Here is a 19,796-nt window from a genome sequence, read left to right as displayed (position 1 = left end):
CTGCCGAACGATGTGGCGTTCCATCGGCCACGGTGGTCGAGGGCCAGCGGCAGGGCCACATCGATAACAAGAAGCGTCAATTCAGCGAGCGATTGCTTTATGATCGGAAAAGGGGGCGTGGGTGACAAGTCAGCTTCAGAAGCAAGATCTGCCAACTTGGCACATTGTTCTTGCCCGGCCATCGCACGAGCTACGAGCCGCAGAGGAAATGATCAGCCTTGGGCAAACGGTATACGTTCCGCGGTTCCGCAAAGAGTTCCAGAATAAGCGAAACAAGGGGTGGTCGATCCGGTACTTCTCGCTCTTGAGTGGCTACATCTTCGTATTGGGATCGGAACATTGGGGCAGGGTGCTTGGCTGTGAGAGCGTGTCGCACGTTCTGCGGAATCCCGGTGGCGTACCGTTCTCGATAGAAGACGACGTAGTGCGGGCGATCAGGCAAGCACAGGATGCAGGCGTCTATGATGAGATGCGTGTGCACGGGCGCGTGCCGGTAAACTCTGAGGTCAAGGTATTGGACGGCGCGCTTGCGGGCATCAAAGGCCATGTTGCCGCGTCCGACGACGCCAGAGTGATCTTTATGCTCGAAATGTTCGGCCGCCAGGTGAAGGCGAGGGCGCCTCTTGAAATCATGGGAAAGGTAAGTTAATTTCGGGTCCGTAACGAATTGGCGATTTGCTTGTCTGTGCGGGGCCTGAGCGTCACACGCCGAAGCAGTCGGGGCAGATCGCCGCCCCGCCATAGGGGAAATGCGTCCGAATTTCTTCGTTCGAATTGTCCCCGCTGCCACTTTAGAAGCAGCAGCGGAGACTGCTCAATCAGTTGTAGATCTTGACGATTTTGCGTGTGCCAGGCTCAACCAGCACTGTCTTGTTGTCGATCACAACATACTGGTAGGTGACGTCCGGAACGCCCTCAAAGGAGTGCACCTCAACCGTTTCGGGCAGGGTGGAGCCGATGTTCAGTTCCACACCTGGGAGAGTGATAGAGGCCAGAGGTTTCTTCTGGATGTACTCGCGGATGACGGTTTCGCGTTCAGGTGTAATTATTACATCCTGAGCCCACGCGGCCGACAGGCTGGTTGCAAGTGCCAATGCTGCAATCGTTGCGATTTTCATCAGAGAACTCCCATGTTTGCGTACGTCCCTTGGGGGCGACAACGCAGGTACGACCGTTGGGTTCCTCGCCAAATTCGCTTACCGGGTTGCCCATCAAACTTGGGTGGACACCACAACCTGCAGCCCCTCGGCTCTCGCCACCCGTGGAATGCTACGGAGCTTCACGGGTGGCGACAGGGCTTAATGAGCGCGATGCTCAGCATTTCGTTTACGGGTCGCAGCTGCCTTCTTGGCCGACGCCGACCGATCCGCAGCAGAGCGAGATGCCGACGCTGCTCCACCCTTTCTGCCGCCCTTATGGGAGGCAGGGTGTCCAGTGTCTTTGCCCTCCTGACGGTTAATCGACGTGCTCGGGCATGTCCTTGAGCTGATCTTTCGTCCAAGACGTGACTGCATGGACTTCACCGTCCTCGTCCCGCATGAAATCAAGCTCGCCGGCTGCTACCGCAACCGGCTTGGCGCCGATACCAAGAAACCCGCCGACGTCGATGATGATCTGAGCGGTACTTCCAGAGCCGTGGACATGTGACACAAATCCGATGTCGTCATCATCGGGCCCATAGACCGTGGCGCCCTCGAGTAATTCGGACGTGAGTTCTGTTTCGGTGAGGGGGACGTGATTGCTGTGGTCCATCGGTGGTCTCCTCCTTTGGGGGTTAGATGGCCGTAACAGATCAAGCACCGATCCGTTCCAACCTGCCCCGAGTGACCATGGAAAATGTGATCAGCTACGCGATTTGGCGTTTCCTGGCCTCCATTTTGTTGAGGTTCCGTCAACATCCATCGACCGCTCAAACCGGCGAGAGGACACCATGCCCGCACCATCAGGTAATCAGTTCTGGAAGGTTCGCAGCTCCCACGGCCGCGCCCCAATCTTCGCCACCGCAGATGCACTGTGGGAAGCATGCACCGAGTATTTCGATTGGGTCGAAGCAAACCCGCTGTATGAGGCACGGCCCTTCGCCTATCAGGGCGACGTGAAGGTCGAGAAGATAGCCAAGATGCGGGCCATGACCATTTCGGGCCTGTGCATCTTTCTCGATATCTCGCGCCAAGCATGGGACCTTTACCGAGAGCGAGAAGGTTTTGTTGGCATCACCGCGCAGGTGGACGAAATCATCCGCACCCAGAAGTTCGAGGGGGCTGCCGCCGACCTGCTGAACCCGAACATCATCGCCCGCGAGCTGGGTCTGGCTGACAAATCCGAACTGACCGGCAAAGACGGCGCGCCTCTGGTGCCCATCCTGAATGTCGCAGTCAGCCGCAACACTTGACCTCGTCCTGCATCCCAAGCAGGGCGTAGCATTCAACACCGAGGCAACGGAAACCTTCTTCGGGGGCGCGGCAGGAGGCGGCAAGAGCCACCTAATACGGTCGGCGGCGATCACCTGGTGCACCGAGATTGCAGGCCTTCAGGTCTATCTATTCCGCCGTATCGGCGGCGATCTGGTCAAGAACCATATGGAGGGCCCGAACGGCTTTCGGGCGCTACTCGCCGGCTGGGTCGCCTGTGGCTTCGTCACTATCGTTGAGGACGAAATCAGGTTCTGGAACGGCAGTAAGATCTACCTCTGCCACTGCAAGGACGAGAAGGACCGCTTCAAATACCAGGGCGCCGAAATCCACGTCCTGCTGATCGACGAGCTGACGCACTTCACCGACAAGATTTACCGGTACCTCCGTGGCCGCGTGCGCATGGTCGGCATCGAGGTGCCCGAGAAGTACAAAGGCCGCTTCCCGCGCATCCTGTGCAGCGGCAATCCGGGCGGCATCGGGCATCAGTTCGTCAAGAGCACGTTCATCGACGGTGCGGCCGCATACAAGGTCTACAGGGCGCCCAAGACCGAGGGCGGCATGCTTCGCCAATACATCCCGGCGAAGCTCGAAGACAACCCGGCGATGAACGACAACGATCCCGAATATGAGGATCGTCTTCACGGCCTGGGATCGGAAAGCCTCGTCAGGGCCATGCGTCATGGCGACTGGGACATCGTCGAGGGTGCTTACTTCGACAACTTCCGCCGTGAGCGCCATGTCATCCGGCCGATCACGATCCCAGACCACTGGATCAGGTTCCGGGCTGGTGACTGGGGCAGTGCCAAGCCCTTTGCCTTCGGGTGGTTCGCGGTCGCTTCTGAAGACACCATTGGCGGCCCCGGCCTCGTCATTCCGCGCGGCGCGCTGGTCATGTACCGCGAATGGTATGGGGTGAAGACCGACGCCCAAGGCAAGTTCATTCCGGACACCGGCCAGAAGCTCCATGCCGAGGCCGTCGGCGCGGGTGTCAGGCTTCGCGACTATGGCGATGCCATCGCATATGGGGTGCTCGATCCGGCAGCATTCAGCCAAGACGGCGGTCCATCGATCGCCGAGCGCATGGCCAAAGGCGAGAACGGCGAGGGCGTCACCTTCACTCGAGCCGACAACAAGCGTACGCCTGGCCGTGGTGCGATGGGCGGTTGGGACCAACTGCGCAGCCGACTGACTGGGGACGAAGACGGGCACGCACTGCTGTTCTTCTTCAGCACCTGTGTTCACACGATCCGAACGCTTCCATCGCTGCAGCACGACCAGACCAACCTGGAAGACCTCGACACATCGCAGGAAGACCACGCGGCCGACATGGTCCGCTACGCCTGCATGTCCCGCCCATGGATCAAGAAGCTGGTTGAACAAGCCTCGCCGCCGAAGCCCGGCATGGTGCGGTTGCCCGGACCTCCTGAGCCCGCGACCGGTGGAAGGATCAGAATATGAAGGTTGAACCGTGACCGACATCGACGACGAACTCGACACGGCACCGGTTGACGGCGAGCCCACGCGCAAGCCGAAGTCCGCCAAGCCGTGGCTGGGCCTGATCACCAGCTATGAAAAGGCTGGGTTCGAGGACTATCAGACGCGCTGCACGAACATCGAAAAGCAGTATGCGAACCTCGCTCGGCTCGCCAGTATCAGCCGCAGCCGGGAATTCCAGATCTTCTGGGCGAATATCGAGGTGCTTCGGCCGTCGATGTATGCCCGCCCGCCGATCCCGGTCATTGCCACCCGCTTCAACAACACCAAGCCGATTCCGCGCGCAGCTTCAGAGCTTCTGGAGCGGTCGACGGCAGTGTCGTTTGATCGTGAAGACATGGACAGCGTCATGCGCCGCGTGCGCGACGATCTGTCGATCAATGCCCGCGGCTGCATCTGGGTCAGGTATGAGGCCAAGAGCAAGGACAACGGGCTATCTGAACGCGCCTGCATCGAGCACAAGAACCGCCGTGACTTCGCGCACGAGCCCGGCCGCGAATGGAAAGAGGTCGGTTGGGTGGCTGGCCGTGCCTGGATGACGCGAAAGGAAATGCGTCAGCGTTTCCAGAAGACATCAGGCAATGCCTATGCCGGGGCAATCTTCGCCAAGCAGAAGGACGACAAGAACAAGAGCGACGGCAAGCTGAAGGCCGGCGTGTGGGAAATCTGGTCAAAGACCGAAAACAAGGTGGTGTGGGTCACGCCCGGTGTTGACGTCGTGCTCGACGAGGACAAGCCGCACCTGTCGCTGGAAGGCTTCTTCCCGTGCCCGCAGCCTGCATATGGCACGGTAGAGCCGAACAGCCTGATCCCGGTGCCTGATTTCCTGTTCTACAAGGACCAGGCCGAGGAAGTAAACGAACTCACCAATCGCATATCCGCGCTGACCCAAGCGCTGAAGGTGCGCGGTTTCTATCCGTCCGGTGCCGGCGAACTCAGCGATGCCATCGAGGCGGCCGTCAAGTCGGTCGACGACCGCAAGGTCCTCGTCCCCATCGCGAATTGGGCGGTCACTGGCAATGGGTCAGCAAAAGACACCATCGTCTGGCTGCCGCTGGATATGGTCGCCTCGACCCTGACCCAGCTTATCGCCCTGCGAAAGCAACTGATCGAGGACATCTACCAGATCAGCGGCCTGTCGGACGTCATGCGCGGGGCAACCAACCCCAATGAGACGTTGGGCGCCCAGACCCTGAAATCGCAATACGGCTCGGTTCGCATCAGGGAACGCCAGAACGAGCTTGTCCGCATTGCCCGCGACACAGCGCGCATCGTGGCCGAGATCCAGGCCGAGAACTTCCAGGGCAAGACCCTGCTGAACATGTCCCAGATGGAGTTCGAAACCGACGAGAACATCGCAAAATCGGTCAAGGCGCTCGAAGGCCAAGCAAAGCAGATCGTCGACAGCATCAAGGCCGCACAGTCGGACCCACGCATTCAGGCGATGGCTGCTGAAAAGCCCGAAGAGGCTCAAGCGGCATTCGAACAGGCGCAGCAGCAGGTCGAGCAGATCGCGCAGCAGGTGCAGGAGCTTGAAGACACCATCACCATCGACAAGGTGATGAAGTTCCTCCGGGACGAACGCATTCGCCCGTTCACGCTGGACATCGAGACAGACAGCACGATCCAGCCCGACGAGGACGCCGCAAAGCAGCGCACAGCCGAGTTTCTGACTGCCTTGGGTGGTGCGCTTGCCCAACTGTCGCCAATGGTCTCTCAGCGCCCAGAAACGGCACCGTTTGCCGGCGAAATCCTGAAGTTCGCCATCGCACCATTCCGGCCCGGTCGGCAGATGCAAGCGGCGATCGACGAGTTCGTCGAGAAGATGAAGGCATCCGCCGCACAACCCCAGCCAGGGGCTGCACAGGCTGAAGCAGCGGCCCAGGCGGCAGCGGCGAAGGCCCAGAGCGACAGTCGACAGATCGAGCTGAAGGCACAGGCAGACATCGCCCGGATCAATGCCGACGCAGAAGCCAAGCAGCGCGAGGCTGACATCCGCATCCGTGAGATCGAGGCGCGCGCCGTGGCCGATGCGCAGAAGCATGCGCAGGAAATGCAGAAGGGCGCGTTGGAGATCGAGCGCCTTCGCCTGCAGGTCGCACAACAAGCCCAGAAGGTGGCGGCTCCTCTCGCAGTTGAAGGGCTGAGCGCATGAGCTACCAATGGTTCGAGATGGAAGACGGCCGGTCTGTCTACCGTAAGGCGGACAAGCACGAGCCGAAGCGCTCGCATCTCGCTTGTCCGATGATCGCGCAAGACACCATGGAACCGGTCCAGAGCATGCTGGACGGTAAGATGTACGACAGCAAGTCCAAGCTCCGCAGCACTTACCGCGCGGCCGGCATGGTCGAGGTCGGTAACGATCCGGCCAGGCTCCGCCCTCGGAAGCGCCCGAAACCAGACCGGGCAGCGATCAAGACCACAGTTGAGAAGGCCAAGGCTCGATTTGATCGCGGCGAGCGCGTTCGGCCCCGCTAACCATCCACCGCAACCTCTCAGACAGGTAGAACCATGACCGACGCATTGAACGGCGGCGCTGCTGCGCCCTCCGAGCCCTCGACCGTTGCCCCGGAAACGCAGGTCAATCAGACCCAGCCGCCGGCACAGACCAATCTGCCAGAGCCGAAGCCCGCCAAAGACGAGGGCCAGGAGCCCAAGAAGGCCCCGACCGCGCGAGAGGCGCTGAAGCGAGCAGCCGAGAAGGTCGCGAAGGCCGAACCGAAGCCGGAAACCGTCGCAAAGCCGGTCGACACCGCAAAATCCGAGGGCGCTGGCGACAAGACGACACCGGCAAAGCCCGCCGATGCGGCGCGTACAAGCGAAAAGCCAGCAGATCCGGTCCAGTCCAAGACCGATGCGCCCGCCCGGTTCTCCGCGGATGCGAAAGCCGCATGGGCGACGGCGCCAGAGCCCATCAAGGCAGAGGTGCATCGGGCAATCCGCGAGCTCGAGCAGGGCCATGAGAAGTATCGCGCCGATGCCGAGGCATTCGACCAGATCAGGGATTTCGACGACCTCGCGAGGAAGAACGGCACGACCATTCGTGACGCGATGACCCGCTACACCGACCTCGAAAAGACCCTGCTGACCAATCCAATGCAGGGAATTCAGGCGGTTTGCGAATATGCCGGCGTTTCGCTTCGTGAACTCGCCGCTGCCGTCATGGGCCAGTCGCCTGATCAGGCGCAGGCGCAGAACGACGCGACTATCCGCGCACTGCAGCAGGAAATCGCTGGCCTGAAGAGCCAGATCGGCGGCGTCACGACCTCGATGCAACAGCAGCATCAATCGAAGATCGAGGCATCGGTCGACGAATTCGCAAAAAACAATCCCCGCTTTGAAGAACTCGCCGACGACATCGTGTTCTTCATTGAGAGCGGCAAAACCAAGGATTTGGCCGAGGCATACAAGATGGCGGACCGGCTCAACCCCGCCCCATCTGCCCCGGCCCCAGCCGCCCCAGCGGCCATTACTGCAGACCTTGAGGCTCAGACCCGGAAAGGTTCGAAATCCGTCTCTGGCGCACCCTCGCTCGGCTCAGACCCGAATGCCCGGAAGCGCTCCACCTCAATCAGGGAATCTCTCGCCCGCGCCGTCGCGCAGGCCGGATAACCCGCGTCTATAGGAGGCCAAATTGGCCCTCACTTCTGTTGAAAAGAACCAGGAGATCCTGTCCCTGGCGCTGGAGGATCGTTCCGAAGGCTACCAGGACCTTGTCTCCAACTCGTCGGCCACCCTCTATCTGCTCAAGGACAGGGGGAACTTCAAGGAATACTCGGGCCCGAAGATCCGCGAACGCCTGCTCTACAACAAGACGGGCTCGGCGATCTGGTACAACGGCTTCGACTTCCTGAACCCGGTTCCTGCCGAGCTGTTCAGCGATGCCGAGTACACCCCCAAGATGGTCGCCGTGGCCGTCACCCTTCCGAATGAGGACATCCTCAACAACGAAGGCGAAAACCAGCTGATGGACATCCTGGAAAGCCACATCGAAGCCGCCGAAAGCGAGCTTATCGATGAGGCCGACATCTCGCTCCATGGCAACGGTACGCGCTTCGGCGGCAAGGAACTCGGCGGCCTTCAGCTTGCGGTGCCGACCATCGTCAATTCCGGTACCTATGCCGGCATCGACCGCGGCACCCAGCCGGCCTGGCGTACTTCGGTGTTCGACGCGCACACTGCATTTCCGGCCATCGGAACGCAGGTGACCAAGGACACCGTGCGCCCCATGCTCAACTCGATCATGACCCAGCGGTCGCGCGGCAAGAAGGCTGCAAACCTGCTGCTCATGTCGCCGGAGCATTACGCGGCCTACGACGCGGCAACCGTCGCCATTCAGCGCATCAACGACGAAACCAAGCTCGGAAAGCTCGGCTTCTCGGCCCTGAAATACTACGGCGCCGGCCGCGTTGCCGACATCGTGCAGGAAGGTGGCATCGGCTCCAACATGCCGGCGAATACGACCTACGGTCTGGACCTCGCCAACCTGTGGCTCCGCTACCACCCGGAACGCAACTTCAACAAGATCGGCAAGGCGCTCACGCCGATCAACCAGGACGCCGTTGTCCAGTACATCGGCTTCATGGGCGAGCTGACGATGACCAATCCGCTGTTCCAGTGGAAGCTCATCGATTCCAACCCGGCGGCCTAAGGAGGGTCCAGTGACCTATATTCCCGAAACTCCGAACCTCGGCTTCCCTCCGATTGCCTTCACCGGTCCCGCATCAAACGTGGCCGGCCGAAGCACTCCCTGGAAGCTGGGCGATGTCATCCGCGCGGTCGATCCGGTCTACGGCGTCGGCGAGTTCATCTACCTTCAGGGCGTAGGCTCGACGGCAGTTGGCTCGTGGGTCGTCTACAATCCGGACGATTGGTCCACGGTCCTGCTTCAAGCCGACGCTGCCGGCTCGGTCGCTGTCGCCATGTCGGCGAACGTGGCCAGCCAGTACGGCTGGTACCAGATCAAGGGCAAGGCCATCGGCAAGGCGCTGGCGGGCTTCCTCGACAATGCCAACGTCTATGCCACGCTTACCGCTGGTTCCGTGGACGACGCCATCGTTGCCGGTGATCGCGTCAAGAACGCCAAGGGCGCCTCTGCGGTCGGTACGCCTTCCGCCGGCCTGGCCGAATTCGAGATCGATCGTCCGTTCGTCGACGACGGCCTCGCAGCCTAATCCCTGACGACAAAGCAATAAGCGGGGCCCCTCGGCGGGCCCCGTTTTCCTTTGCACCCTCTCAGACAGGAAACCGAGAAAATGACATCGAACAACAATCAGACGACTGTCGTGTTCCGCATTCACACGATGCCCGACGCCACCGCCAGCCAGAAGGCAGGCCGACCGATCTTCTCCGACATGGAAGTCTGCGACATCGCATTCGCCGGCAACACCAAGACCAGGGCGACCTTTCCGGCCCATGAAGCCGAGCCCAACGCGACGCGCGAGAGCGTCAAGGACGGCAACGGCGTCGTGACCTACGCCATGCTCTACAACGAGCAGTATCGCGCCTTTAAGGCAGGTGTTTCCCAGCCGACGAGCGGCACGCCTTTGTCGGAAGCGCCATTCCTGGCCGAAGCCAAGCGCCGCGAACTCAAGGCGCTGAACATCCACACGGTGGAAGCTCTGGCCGGGTTGGATGGCAACCCACTCAAGCAGCTCGGCATGGGCGGGCGCGATCTGAAGAACCAGGCGCAGGCCTATCTGGACAATGCGGCCGGCTCCGCGGACGTGACGGCGCTGGCTGCGCAAAACGCCTCGCTGCTTGAGCAAATGGCCGATCTCAGGGAGCAGATTGCCCAGATGTCCGGGCGCAACACCCCCGTCAAGGAAGTCGGGGCGACGGCCGATCCCAACGTGTATGCGACGCACGATGAGCCGGAAACTGAGGCCAGGCCGGATGCGTCGACCGACTTCGACAAGTGGGACGACGACAAGCTGAAGGACTACATCGCCGAACACAACGGCTCGCGTCCTCGTGGCAATCCCAGCCACAACACGCTCGTCGCGGCTGCCGTTGAACTGGCGAACGGCTAAGCGCCCATGAGCATCCTGAGCGTCATAAAGCAGGTGTGCCCGGTCATCGGGCTCACCGTCCCCGATGCAGTGTTCTCGTCGACTGACCGGGAGCACGTCGAATTGCAGGCGCTCGCCAATGAAATGGCGCAGCGCATTGCCTTCGACGGCCGCGATTGGACGCGTCTCAAGGTGCTCGCAACGCTGACCGGTGACGGCATCGCCACCGGCTTCAATCTGCCCCCCGATTACAAGCGGATGCTGAAAAAGGCCCGCATCTGGCCTTCGGCAACGCCCTATTCGCCTTTGACGCACTACCCCGACAGCGACACTTGGCTCGCCATGGCAGTCCAGAACTACCAGAGCCTGACCGGCTCGTGGACGATGATTGGCGAACAGGTCCACATCAAGCCGGTGATGCCCAATCTGGCGACCGCATCGTTCTTCTACATCTCCGATCTGATCATCAAGGCCGAGGACGGGACGCCGAAAGCCGAATTTACCGCCGACGATGACGTCTTCCGCCTCGATGAGCGTGTCCTGAAACTCGGCATGATCTGGCAGTGGAAGGCCAACAAGGGTCAAGCCTACGCCGAGGACATGGTGACCTACGAGGACGCGCTTGCGGTCGCCAGCGGCAACGACAAGGGCTCGAACATCCTGACCGTCGGCACACCTCGTCTGCCGGCCGGCGCCGAATGCGCCTTCCCCGGAGTGATCACCCCATGAGGCGCGCCTTTCGACGTGTCCCGGTCGCTGCTCCTGCCCAGCAGAAGCACCGCACGCACACTTTCCCGGCACCAGTCCGCGGCAAGATTTCGAATGAGAACCTTGCGGCCTCGCAGCCTCAGGGCGCCCGGGTGTTGGAAAACTGGTTCCCGACCAGCACCGGTATCAGGCTGCGCGGCGGCACTCGCCGCAAGGCAACGATTGGTTCCGGTCCGGTGGTCAGCATGATCACCTACGACAGCTCGAGCGGTCGTTTCATGTTCGCCGCTGATGCGACCAACATCTTTGACGTGACCAGCCCTGCCGACCCTCTGGTGCCGCCGGCTGCTGCTGTCAGCGGGCAGACCAGCGGGTATTACAGCTATATCCAGTTCGCGACGGCCGGCGGGGACTTCCTGTCTGCGGTCAACGGCACGGACTCGATGCGCCAGTTCAATGGCAGTGTCTGGTCAACGGTGGCGGCGCTCGGCCCCATCGCGACGAACAAGCTGGCGCAAATCTGGGCTTACCGAAACCGGCAGTTTTTCGTCCAGAAAGACAGCCTTGTCGTCTGGTTCCTTCCGGTCAATCAGATCTCGGGCACGGCGCAGGATCTGTCCCTTGCCGGCGTCTTCCAGAAGGGTGGCGCAATCAAGTTCGGGGCAACCTGGTCGCTCGATGCCGGCGATGGCGTCGACGACAAATGCGTCATCGTCTCCGATCAGGGCGAGGTCGCGGTCTACGAAGGTGCGAACCCGGCCGATCCGAACGATTGGCGGCTTGTCGGTCGCTACGACATCTCCAGGCCGATGGGACGCCGCGCCTTCACTCAGGCCGGCGGTGACCTGCTGATTGCCATGGAAGACGGCATTGTCCCGATCAGCGAGGCAATTTCCAAGGATCGCATTGCGCTGTCCATGAGCAGCGTAAGCCGCAACATCGAGCTGGATTGGCGCCGCGAAGTGGCTCGACGCGCGGCAGTGCTGCCTTGGGAAATCGCCAAGTGGCCACTGATGAATATGGGCATCGTCTCGCTGCCGGCCGACGTCGGCCAGGACAGGCTCTGCTTCGTCGTCAATCTGGAAACAGGCGCGTGGGCCGATTACACCGGCTGGGACGCGCGTTGCCTCGCCATTCATGACGACTGGGCCTATTTCGGCACGTCAGACGGCAAGATCATGCAGTGCGAGGTCGGCGGCAATGACGACGGCAGCCCCTATGTCTGCACCTATGTCGGGCTTTTCGACCATCTGAGGGTGCCCGCGGCGAACAAGATCATCCACATGGGACGGTCCGTTTTCCTCGCGGCCCGCGCATTCATCGCCAAGCTGTCGATGTCGACCGACTATCAGGTTTCTTTGCCGGCTGCTCCGGCGTCGATCCCCGATGACACGCTGTTCGACGAATGGGACAGCGGTCTTTGGGACGTGATGAAGTGGGATGCCGGGTCAGATAAGCGCATCTCGACGCGCTGGGGCTCGATTGGTCGCTCCGGGTTCGTTGCCGCCCCTCAGGTGCAGGTGACATGCGGCGTCACACCGACGCCTGACGCCGAGTTGGTAGCGATCGACATCACCTACGAAGTCGGTGCTGTGGTCGTCTGAGCATGCGGTTGCTCTTTGGGTACAACGAAGAGGTTGCGGCGTTTGTCGCCAGCCTCATCCCGGGCTGTGAAAATGGCTTTGGCAATTGCAAGGCCATCGGCGTCGTTGACGAAGAGGCTGCCGAACTGGTCGCGGGCATGGTGTTTCACGACTGGCAGCCGGGGCCGGGCCTTATCCAGATATCGAGCGCGTCGACGACCCCGCGGTGGCTGACTGCCGAGGTGCGGCACAAGATGTTTTCGTACCCGTTCGACGAGGTCGGCTGCCAGATGGTGGTTCTTCAAGTCTCGGCCGCCAACGAGCGCATGGTGCGCATCGCAAAGGCCTTCGGTTTCACCCCGCATTTCATCGAGCGCATGCGCGGTCGCAATGAGGATGGATATGTCTTCACGCTGACTGACGACGCCTGGCGGAACAGCAAGTTCACGAGGAAATACCATGGGCAAGCCTAAAGCGCCGACGCCTCCCGATCCGAAGGAAACTTCAGCGGCATCGACCGGCACGAACATCTCGACCGCGATTGCCAATTCGTGGCTGAACAATGCCAACCAGGTCACACCTGACGGCACCATCACCTATACGAAGACCGGCGAAGAGAAGATAACCGATCCCTATACGGGCAAGACCTACACAATCCCGAAAACGACCGTCACGACGACGCTTTCGGAGGCCGCGCAGAAGATCAAGGATCAAACGGACGCGGCCCAGCTAAACCTCGGTACGCTTGCCAACAATCAGTCGTCATTTCTGAATGAGTACATGGCCAAGCCGTTCGACGGCTCCAACGAGGCGGTGGAATCGCGGCTCATGGAACTCGGCCGGAAGCGCCTGGATCCGCTGATTGCCCAGCAGAATGAAGCTCTTCAGACCCGTCTTGCCAATCAGGGCATCATGCCTGGGTCGGCAGCTTATGACCGGGCGATGGCTCAACAGGGGCAGACGACGAACGATGCCTACAACTCGCTGCTGCTGAGTGGCCGTCAGCAGGCCTTTGCCGAAGCCAAAGCGGTTCGCGACCAGCCGATCAACGAGATTTCGGCGCTGCTCTCCGGTTCTCAGATTTCGAGCCCACAGGCGCAGGGCTTCAATGGCTCGACCATTCCAACGACTGACAATGCCGGGCTGATCAATGAGAACTACAATCAGAAAATGAACGCCTACAATCAGCAGATGGCCCAGCGAAACAGTGTCCTGGGCGGCCTGTTCGGCCTCGGCGCCAACCTGATCAAGTTCTCCGACAAGCGCCTGAAAACCGACATCAAGAAGATCGGCAAGACCACCGACGGCCAGCCGCTCTATGCCTACCGTTACAAGGCCGGCGGTCCGATGCAACTCGGCCTGATGGCGCAGGACGTCGAGAAGAAGCGCCCGGACGCTGTGATCACCACGCCGAGCGGGTTCAAGGCCGTCGATTACGGCAAAGCGCTGATGCTGGGGGCCTGAACCATGGCACTTTCTTTCATCTTCGATGCTTCCAAGGAAACGCCCCAGAGCCTCGCCAAGAAGCGCGCGGTCGCCGAGGCTTTGGGCGGCCGCTCGCGCGGACCGCAGAACGTCGGCGAGGGCCTGACCGCACTTGGTGAGGCGCTTGGCTATCGTATGATGATGGCCGATGTGGATAAGGGCGAGGCCGCAGGCCGCGAACAGGCGGCTGCCACAATGGCCCCGCTGTTCGGTGCCGGCACGTTCCCCGAAGCACCTTCCCAGCCGAAGCCGTCTTCATCTTCGGCCCCGGTCGACTTCCACGGCGACGAACTCGCCTGGACCGACGCCAAGCCCTACCAGAAGGCGTTGCTGAACACGATTGCCGGGCCCGAAAGCGGCGGCCGATACAACGTGATCTATGGTGGCGGGAGGTTCGACGACTTCTCCAAGCATCCGGGGCAGGCCGTCCGCATCCAGACCGGGCCGAACGCCGGGCGCACGTCGTCGGCCGCCGGCAAATATCAGTTCCTCGGCTCGACATGGGAGGATCAGGCCGGCAAGCTTGGGCTCACCGATTTCTCGCCGGCCAACCAGGACAAGGCGGCGTGGAACCTCGCAGCCGAAACCTACAAGGCCAAGACGGGGCAGGATCTGGACGCTGTTCTGCAGTCAGGTGATCCGGCCGCAATTGCCAGCGTTGGCAAGGTGCTCAACCCGATCTGGACCAGCCTGCCGGGCGGTATCGAGCAGGGCACGAACACCGACAGGTTTGTGTCGACCTATCAGCGTGCGCTCGCTGCGGGCGCATCACCAGCGGAGGCGAAGCAGGTCGCACAGGCTGCGCAGCCCATCCAGGTCGCGTCTCTCGACCCGTCGGCTGGCGTGGCGCAGGCGACGCAGGTTCCTCCCATGCCGGAGGAATACGCAAAAACCGGCCTGTCACCCGAGGCCTGGGCCCGAATGAACGCGCCAACCGCACCGGGGGCACCGCCAAAGCCGGCAGTCCCTCAACCAGAGGCAAAAGTCACACCCTCACCGTCTCAGCGCGTCACGGCGGCAATGAGGGACAGCGCGCCCATGGGCGGCACGGTGCAGCCGCTTTCGAAGGTGACCGGCGCACTGGCCAAGGCCAATGGCGATCAGCCGGCGGCACAGGCAGCCAGCCCGGCCACCCAGCGCGTTGCTCAGGCAATCGGCGCGGAAGCCTATCGCGGCACGGCCATTGATAGCGACATGCCCGGACATGCGCCGCTTCAGCCCGGCGAGGCTGGCCCGACCGTTCAGCAGCTCATGCAGGCCGCAGCCGATCCTTGGTTGAGCGAGCAGCAGCGCGCCATGGTCAACACAATGCTCGAGCAGAAGATGCAGTCGAACGACCCTATCCGGCAGCTTCAGCTTCAGAAGCTCAAGAAGGAGCTTGGGACGCCGCAAAAGCAGTGGCAAAAGCTCGACGACGACACGCTGTTCGACCCGGCAACCGGCGAGACGAAGAGCATTGGCAAACCGAACGACGGCAAGTTCCGGTTCGAGGGCAATTCGGTCGAGGCACAGTCGCTCAACGGCCTCATGGATAGCGGTATCCTAACCGCAGAACAGGCGCAGCAGCTCGGCGCCGGCAAGACCATCACCAATCCCGCAGACGGGTCCGTCATGTTCATGACGCCACAGGGCGTATTTGGACAGGCGGCTGCGGGTGGTCCTGCAATGCCAGTCATGCCGCAAGGCGCACCCGCGCCCGTGCCAGCACCGACGCCTGCACCTTCCCCGGCACCTGTTCCGGCACCTCCGGCAGCGCCTGCCAGTCCGGTCCCGCCCCCCGCGCCGGCCGAAGGGCAGCGTCCTGGTATGATCCCGATCACCAGCCCGAAGGCGCAGAAGCCGACGGAAGCCCAGCGCAATCGGTCTTCGAATGTCGACCAGGCGTTCTCGACGATCACGAGTGAACTGGACCGCTATGCGGAGCTTGTCGGCCAAACCGGCATCGAGGCTAAGCCCGGAGAGGACAAGGACAATCTGAACACGGTTCGCCAGGGCATCATGCTTCAGATGAAAGAGCTGTTTAACCTCGGCGTGCTGAACGGTCCTGATCTCTCGCTTATGGAGCGCATGATCTACGACCCGGTTGTCGACCCTCTGAAGGAGGGCGGCATTGCCAATCTGCCCGATCAGATATGGACCGGAGTGACGGGCGGGGCCGGCGCGCGGGCGAAGAACAGCGTGGATGAACTCAAGCGCATGCTTGACAACATCAAGACCTCCGTCGACGCCTCTGTCGAACGGCAGACGCCCGGCGCACCGCCTCCGGGTGATGGTGGCGGCTGGAAAGACATAGGCAACGGCGTCAAAATCAGGGTGAAACAATGACCTTCAAAATTCTGATCCTTCACATTGTCGCAAAATCGCTCGGTATCCTTGCGCACGTCGAAGGGCTTCCGGTTGGAAGCACGCGAAACAGTGGCAAAATGGACAACACCAATCTGGACGGGTCTACTTACCCTCAAGCCAATTTTTCAGCGTCGGTGCCGTCGAATTGTCCAAATTGGTCCATGCGGCCTGTCCACTGAGTTGAGCGACTAGCAGCCCATCGTTGCTATCCATGTGGTTCAACAGGTCGTCGCGGATCGTTTGGGAATTGGTATCCCACTTAATAATCCAGACCGAGTCGAGGCAGTGAAGCGCTTTCCATGCTGCAAGCCGATCGTACAGCGGCTGATAGTTCCTGCCCGGTTGCCGCAGATCATAAGTAACCACGAAGACAGCCATAGTTTCCCCCAAAGCCCGATTTCCCATGGCCATCTTTGAATCTTTCCCTGCCGGAGTCGAGTAATGCCCCTTTTCGAGATCCAAGGCCCGGACGGCAAAACCTACGAGATCGATGCGCCCGACGAGAATTCCGCTCTCGGCGCTCTCGGTCAGTTGACGCAACAGCCGGCGCCGCGTCCCAGTGGCCAGCCGCAGCACTTCGATTTCGACCCGGCCAACGTGGAAGGGGGCGTCCCCGGCTACAACAGCCAGACCGGAATGGTTGAGGGCGACGATGCGCTCAGCAAGATCAGGACGGGGTCGGGCGGCGTGCTGGAGGGCATTCCCGTCGTCGGCCCGCTGATCCGTGGCGGCGTTGATCGCGCCGCTGCGGCCACGCTCGCGCCGTTCTCCGACAAGGACTACGACGAGGTCTTGCGGACCATTCAGGCGGGCACGGAGGCTGAAAAGTCGATGAACCCGAAGGTGGACACCGCCGCGCAGGTCACGGGCGCGGTCGCCGGCACGATCCCGATGATGGCGGCGGCTCCGAGCGCCTTTGGTATCGGTCAGGCAACCCGGTTCGGCAGGATCGGCGGCGCCATGTTGGGCGGCGGCGGTCTCGGCAGCGCTGACGCCTTCGTCAGGTCTGGCGGTGACTTGCGCGATGCAATCGAGGGCGGGTTCTGGGGCGCAGGAACGGCCGGACTTGGCACTTACGTCGCCCCATGGGTCGGCAAGGGCGTCAAGAAGGTTGCCGACGCTCTCCTGACTGGCCGGCTTGCCAAGGCCAAAGGCGTCGACAAGGGGGCGTTTAATCTCCTGGCGCAAGGCATAGAGCGTGATGGGCTCGATGCTGCGTCAGCAAATGCCCGTCTGGCCGAACTCGGCCCCGATGCGATGGTTCTGGATCTCGGCCCGAACCTCAAGCATCAGGCGGCGGCGCTTGCTGCCATGCCGGGCGAAGGGCAGAAGGTTGTCCGAGGCGCGATCGAGGCGCGAGACGCCGCGGCGAACCGCCGGATCATTGACGAGGTGAATAGCCAGCTTGGACCGGCTCCGGTCCCGCGCAGGGTTACCGCTAACATCGAGGTCAACCAGAGGAACCTGTCGCCGCAGTATCGTGACGTGTTTCAAAACGCCTCGCCCGTCGATACACGGCCAATTGCTCGCTATCTGGACCAGGAAATCCAGACGCTGCGCGGCGAAGCTCAGCGCGGTCTGCAGCGCGTCCGCACGATGCTCAACCGCGTCGGGACCGAGGAACTTGAAACCAATCCCGTGACACTGCTTGAAACCCGCAAAGCCATCGACGGCATGCTGGAAACGGTGCAGGAAACGAACGCACGCAACGCGCTTACGACTGCCAGGCAGGCGGTTGACGACGAACTGCGCGCTTCGGTCCCGGGCATCAAGGAAGTCGACGCGAAATATGCCGAGCTTGCGCGTCAGGACACGGCATTGCAGCGAGGCCAGACCGTCCTTGCCAATGGTCGTGAGGCACCCCGGCCCATCGAGCTTGCGGACGAGTTCAGGCAAGGTGCGCTGCCACAGGGCGAACAGATCGGCCCGTCAGCCGTTCCCGTCCGTCTTCGTCAGGGTGCGCGTGCGGAAATTGAGCGGATCATCGGCACCAATGCCAACGACCGCGTTGCGCTTCAGCGGCTGATTAAGGGCGAAGGCGACTGGAACCGCGACCGACTGGCAACCCTGTTCGGCCAGGATCGCGCCGACCGCATCATCCGCCTGCTCGACAATGAACGAGCCTTTGCCGACACGTCGAGCATCGTCACCCGCAATAGCGAAAGCCTTGCCCGCCGTGAGGCGATCAACGACCTGACAGGGCAGTCGGGCGGCGACTTCGGTGTGGTCGACAGCTTCAAGGCTGGCGGTGTCAGTGGCGCGACCCGTGCGGCCGGCATCAAGGGCGTGGAAAAGGTCGTCGAGGCGCTGCAGGGCGTGAAGACAGAGGCCGCCCGAAAGCAGATGGCTGAGACGCTGACCAGCAACAATACGGAAGTGGTCGACGCTCTGCTGAAGGCCGCGAAGGGCTCCAGCCTTAACCCATCACAGATCGATCGAGTTTCGCGGGCCTTGCTGCTCACCACGGTTGGCGGCGTTGGCCGCTGATCGGTCTTCGCGCCACGCTAGGCAAAGCAGCAGGCCAACAAAAGCCCCGCCGAAGGCCGCGCCGTAGATAAAATCGTCGCTCATCGAGTTGAGAAACTTATCGAAGCCAAGGCCGAACGCCACCATCACCGCAATGGTTACGGCTGCAGCGATCAACTGAACTGTGGTCCGGTAGCTCATGCGCCGGAAAGTAATCCCAGACCGCCGTTTCGACAATAGGCCGCCTTGGAGCGGCAATTCCCACATGGAGACCTGCCGATGCCCCGTAACGGCTCAGGTGTGATGTCGTGGCCCCCCAACACTCAGGGCGTACCCAACACGACAGTTTCGAGCACCAGGTACAATGCATTCCTGGCCGACCTTCTGGCGGACCTGAACGCCGCCCGGCCAATCACTGCTGGCGGCACTGGTGGCATTACGGCCGTTTCCGGCAATGACAACCTCAACACGACCGGCGCCGATATGGCCTCGGCGGCAACACTCAATCTGGCCAATGCGACAGGTGTGGTAGTCAACGTCACCGGCACCACGACGATTACGGCCCTTGGCACTGTCAGCTCGGGTGCGATCCGGACACTGGTCTTTGCTGGCGCGCTGACGCTCACCCACAATGCGACGAGCCTTATTCTGCCGGGTGCGGCAAACATCACCACGGCAGCAAATGACACAGCAACGTTCCGCTCCAAGGGGGGCGGAAACTGGATTTGTGTCGACTACAAAAAGGCGAACGGGCAGTCAGTTGTTTATCCGGCCGCCGCCTCGACCACAGTTGCCGGGTTGGTTGAACTTGCGACTGACGCTGAAGCACAGGCCAAATCTGATGCTACCCGCGGCCTCACGCCTTCAAATTTAGCTGCCCTTGGGGCCTCGGAAACGTTCGCCGGCCTCGTTGAGCTAGCCACAGCAGCCGAGGTGGCAACGGGGACTGACACCGCCCGCGCGCCGTCCGTGTCGACGATGAAGAGCCATCAGGGGGTGGCCAAAGCATGGGTGAATTTCAACGGCACCGGTACTGTTGCGATCCGCGACAGCTACAACGTCACCTCGATCACCGACAACGGCGTGGGTAATTACACTCTTAACTTCACAACGGCCATGGCGAATACGAACTATACATCAGGTGCGGCGGCAGGAACCACTATCCCTACCGCTGGGATAGTCATCCCCGCGACCGCAGCGACAGGCTCTTACCAGATACGAACATTTGCGGTTAACAACACTGCTCTCGATTGTGACTTCGTTCATGTGGCAATTTTTGGAGACTGACA

20 protein-coding genes and 1 pseudogene are annotated in these 19,796 nt (G+C 61.5%); 16 read left to right on the top strand and 5 right to left on the bottom strand.

Annotated features, from left to right (window positions below; translation table 11 throughout):
* Positions 1-121 precede the first annotated feature (121 nt).
* Complete coding sequence (locus IG197_RS01900; RefSeq protein ID WP_192316636.1) at positions 122-649, top strand: transcription termination/antitermination protein NusG; 528 nt, start codon at positions 122-124, stop codon at positions 647-649.
* 169 nt (positions 650-818) lie between these two features.
* On the opposite strand, the gene IG197_RS01895 is transcribed toward IG197_RS01900, so the two are convergent.
* The 3 genes and pseudogenes from IG197_RS01895 to IG197_RS01890 form a co-directional block, all read right to left on the bottom strand.
* Positions 819-1,118 (bottom strand): DUF1236 domain-containing protein, encoded by a 300-nt coding sequence (locus tag IG197_RS01895; RefSeq protein WP_192316634.1) that lies wholly within the window; start codon positions 1,116-1,118, stop codon positions 819-821.
* Positions 1,119-1,298: 180 nt separating this feature from the next.
* Positions 1,299-1,445, bottom strand: a pseudogene (locus tag IG197_RS36135) (plasmid stabilization protein); the annotation flags it as partial.
* Positions 1,446-1,455: 10 nt separating this feature from the next.
* A complete protein-coding gene (locus tag IG197_RS01890) occupies positions 1,456-1,752 on the bottom strand; it encodes a PRC-barrel domain-containing protein (protein WP_192316632.1) in 297 nt (98 codons plus the stop codon).
* A 178-nt stretch (positions 1,753-1,930) separates the two neighbouring features.
* Between IG197_RS01890 and IG197_RS01885 the strand changes: the two genes are divergently transcribed.
* The 13 genes from IG197_RS01885 to IG197_RS01825 all read left to right on the top strand — a co-directional run bounded on the left by IG197_RS01885 (position 1,931) and on the right by IG197_RS01825 (position 16,020).
* Positions 1,931-2,392, top strand: a complete 462-nt coding sequence (locus IG197_RS01885) for a DNA-packaging protein (RefSeq protein ID WP_192316630.1) — start codon at positions 1,931-1,933, stop codon at positions 2,390-2,392.
* Complete coding sequence (locus IG197_RS01880) at positions 2,367-3,872, top strand: terminase family protein (RefSeq protein ID WP_192316628.1); 1,506 nt, start codon at positions 2,367-2,369, stop codon at positions 3,870-3,872. The genes IG197_RS01885 and IG197_RS01880 overlap by 26 nt, the downstream gene beginning before the upstream one ends.
* A gap of 10 nt (positions 3,873-3,882) precedes the next feature.
* Entirely contained in the window at positions 3,883-6,063 is a 2,181-nt protein-coding gene (locus tag IG197_RS01875) for a hypothetical protein (RefSeq protein ID WP_192316626.1), read from the top strand.
* Complete coding sequence (locus IG197_RS01870) at positions 6,060-6,386, top strand: hypothetical protein (RefSeq protein ID WP_192316624.1); 327 nt, start codon at positions 6,060-6,062, stop codon at positions 6,384-6,386. The genes IG197_RS01875 and IG197_RS01870 overlap by 4 nt, the downstream gene beginning before the upstream one ends.
* Positions 6,387-6,419: 33 nt before the next feature.
* Positions 6,420-7,520 (top strand): hypothetical protein, encoded by a 1,101-nt coding sequence (locus IG197_RS01865; protein ID WP_192316622.1) that lies wholly within the window; start codon positions 6,420-6,422, stop codon positions 7,518-7,520.
* A 22-nt stretch (positions 7,521-7,542) separates the two neighbouring features.
* Entirely contained in the window at positions 7,543-8,559 is a 1,017-nt protein-coding gene (locus IG197_RS01860) for a phage major capsid protein (RefSeq protein WP_192316620.1), read from the top strand.
* Positions 8,560-8,569: 10 nt separating this feature from the next.
* Positions 8,570-9,082 (top strand): hypothetical protein, encoded by a 513-nt coding sequence (locus IG197_RS01855; RefSeq protein WP_192316618.1) that lies wholly within the window; start codon positions 8,570-8,572, stop codon positions 9,080-9,082.
* 81 nt (positions 9,083-9,163) lie between these two features.
* Positions 9,164-9,940, top strand: a complete 777-nt coding sequence (locus tag IG197_RS01850) for a hypothetical protein (RefSeq protein ID WP_192316616.1) — start codon at positions 9,164-9,166, stop codon at positions 9,938-9,940.
* 6 nt (positions 9,941-9,946) lie between these two features.
* Entirely contained in the window at positions 9,947-10,648 is a 702-nt protein-coding gene (locus IG197_RS01845; protein ID WP_192316614.1) for a hypothetical protein, read from the top strand.
* Entirely contained in the window at positions 10,645-12,231 is a 1,587-nt protein-coding gene (locus IG197_RS01840) for a hypothetical protein (protein ID WP_192316612.1), read from the top strand. The genes IG197_RS01845 and IG197_RS01840 overlap by 4 nt, the downstream gene beginning before the upstream one ends.
* A 2-nt stretch (positions 12,232-12,233) precedes the next feature.
* Positions 12,234-12,683, top strand: coding sequence for a GNAT family N-acetyltransferase (locus IG197_RS01835; protein ID WP_192316610.1), 450 nt, complete (start codon positions 12,234-12,236; stop codon positions 12,681-12,683).
* Complete coding sequence (locus tag IG197_RS01830; RefSeq protein WP_192316607.1) at positions 12,670-13,674, top strand: tail fiber domain-containing protein; 1,005 nt, start codon at positions 12,670-12,672, stop codon at positions 13,672-13,674. The genes IG197_RS01835 and IG197_RS01830 overlap by 14 nt, the downstream gene beginning before the upstream one ends.
* A gap of 3 nt (positions 13,675-13,677) precedes the next feature.
* Positions 13,678-16,020, top strand: a complete 2,343-nt coding sequence (locus tag IG197_RS01825) for a glycoside hydrolase family 104 protein (protein WP_192316605.1) — start codon at positions 13,678-13,680, stop codon at positions 16,018-16,020.
* Between the two features lie 123 nt (positions 16,021-16,143).
* On the opposite strand, the gene IG197_RS01820 is transcribed toward IG197_RS01825, so the two are convergent.
* On the bottom strand, positions 16,144-16,419 hold the full coding sequence (locus IG197_RS01820; RefSeq protein WP_192316603.1) for a SinR family protein: 276 nt from the start codon (positions 16,417-16,419) through the stop codon (positions 16,144-16,146).
* A 63-nt stretch (positions 16,420-16,482) separates the two neighbouring features.
* Between IG197_RS01820 and IG197_RS01815 the strand changes: the two genes are divergently transcribed.
* Positions 16,483-18,528 carry a hypothetical protein gene (locus tag IG197_RS01815; protein ID WP_192316602.1) on the top strand — a complete coding sequence of 682 codons (2,046 nt, stop codon included), beginning with the start codon at positions 16,483-16,485 and terminating at the stop codon, positions 18,526-18,528.
* On the opposite strand, the gene IG197_RS01810 is transcribed toward IG197_RS01815, so the two are convergent.
* Positions 18,466-18,708, bottom strand: coding sequence for a hypothetical protein (locus IG197_RS01810; RefSeq protein ID WP_192316600.1), 243 nt, complete (start codon positions 18,706-18,708; stop codon positions 18,466-18,468). The genes IG197_RS01815 and IG197_RS01810 overlap by 63 nt on opposite strands.
* A 78-nt stretch (positions 18,709-18,786) precedes the next feature.
* Between IG197_RS01810 and IG197_RS01805 the strand changes: the two genes are divergently transcribed.
* Positions 18,787-19,794: a hypothetical protein gene (locus IG197_RS01805; RefSeq protein WP_192316598.1), complete on the top strand. Its 1,008-nt coding sequence runs from the start codon at positions 18,787-18,789 to the stop codon at positions 19,792-19,794.
* The last annotated feature ends 2 nt before the right edge of the window (positions 19,795-19,796 follow it).

The organism is Aminobacter sp. SR38, from assembly GCF_014843375.1.
GTDB lineage: Bacteria > Pseudomonadota > Alphaproteobacteria > Rhizobiales > Rhizobiaceae > Aminobacter > Aminobacter ciceronei.
This window is presented reverse-complemented; position numbering and strand designations above follow the sequence as displayed.

What these genes read in the sequence shown, in the direction of transcription:
- IG197_RS01895 (WP_192316634.1), bottom strand. Translation starts at nt 1,118, where the DNA reads ATGAAAATCGCAACGATTGCAGCATTGGCACTTGCAACCAGCCTGTCG.
- IG197_RS01890 (WP_192316632.1), bottom strand. Translation starts at nt 1,752, where the DNA reads ATGGACCACAGCAATCACGTCCCCCTCACCGAAACAGAACTCACGTCC.
- IG197_RS01885 (WP_192316630.1), top strand. Translation starts at nt 1,931, where the DNA reads ATGCCCGCACCATCAGGTAATCAGTTCTGGAAGGTTCGCAGCTCCCAC.
- IG197_RS01880 (WP_192316628.1), top strand. Translation starts at nt 2,367, where the DNA reads ATGTCGCAGTCAGCCGCAACACTTGACCTCGTCCTGCATCCCAAGCAG.
- IG197_RS01870 (WP_192316624.1), top strand. Translation starts at nt 6,060, where the DNA reads ATGAGCTACCAATGGTTCGAGATGGAAGACGGCCGGTCTGTCTACCGT.
- IG197_RS01865 (WP_192316622.1), top strand. Translation starts at nt 6,420, where the DNA reads ATGACCGACGCATTGAACGGCGGCGCTGCTGCGCCCTCCGAGCCCTCG.
- IG197_RS01850 (WP_192316616.1), top strand. Translation starts at nt 9,164, where the DNA reads ATGACATCGAACAACAATCAGACGACTGTCGTGTTCCGCATTCACACG.
- IG197_RS01845 (WP_192316614.1), top strand. Translation starts at nt 9,947, where the DNA reads ATGAGCATCCTGAGCGTCATAAAGCAGGTGTGCCCGGTCATCGGGCTC.
- IG197_RS01840 (WP_192316612.1), top strand. Translation starts at nt 10,645, where the DNA reads ATGAGGCGCGCCTTTCGACGTGTCCCGGTCGCTGCTCCTGCCCAGCAG.
- IG197_RS01835 (WP_192316610.1), top strand. Translation starts at nt 12,234, where the DNA reads ATGCGGTTGCTCTTTGGGTACAACGAAGAGGTTGCGGCGTTTGTCGCC.
- IG197_RS01830 (WP_192316607.1), top strand. Translation starts at nt 12,670, where the DNA reads ATGGGCAAGCCTAAAGCGCCGACGCCTCCCGATCCGAAGGAAACTTCA.
- IG197_RS01825 (WP_192316605.1), top strand. Translation starts at nt 13,678, where the DNA reads ATGGCACTTTCTTTCATCTTCGATGCTTCCAAGGAAACGCCCCAGAGC.
- IG197_RS01820 (WP_192316603.1), bottom strand. Translation starts at nt 16,419, where the DNA reads ATGGCTGTCTTCGTGGTTACTTATGATCTGCGGCAACCGGGCAGGAAC.
- IG197_RS01815 (WP_192316602.1), top strand. Translation starts at nt 16,483, where the DNA reads ATGCCCCTTTTCGAGATCCAAGGCCCGGACGGCAAAACCTACGAGATC.
- IG197_RS01810 (WP_192316600.1), bottom strand. Translation starts at nt 18,708, where the DNA reads ATGAGCTACCGGACCACAGTTCAGTTGATCGCTGCAGCCGTAACCATT.
- IG197_RS01805 (WP_192316598.1), top strand. Translation starts at nt 18,787, where the DNA reads ATGCCCCGTAACGGCTCAGGTGTGATGTCGTGGCCCCCCAACACTCAG.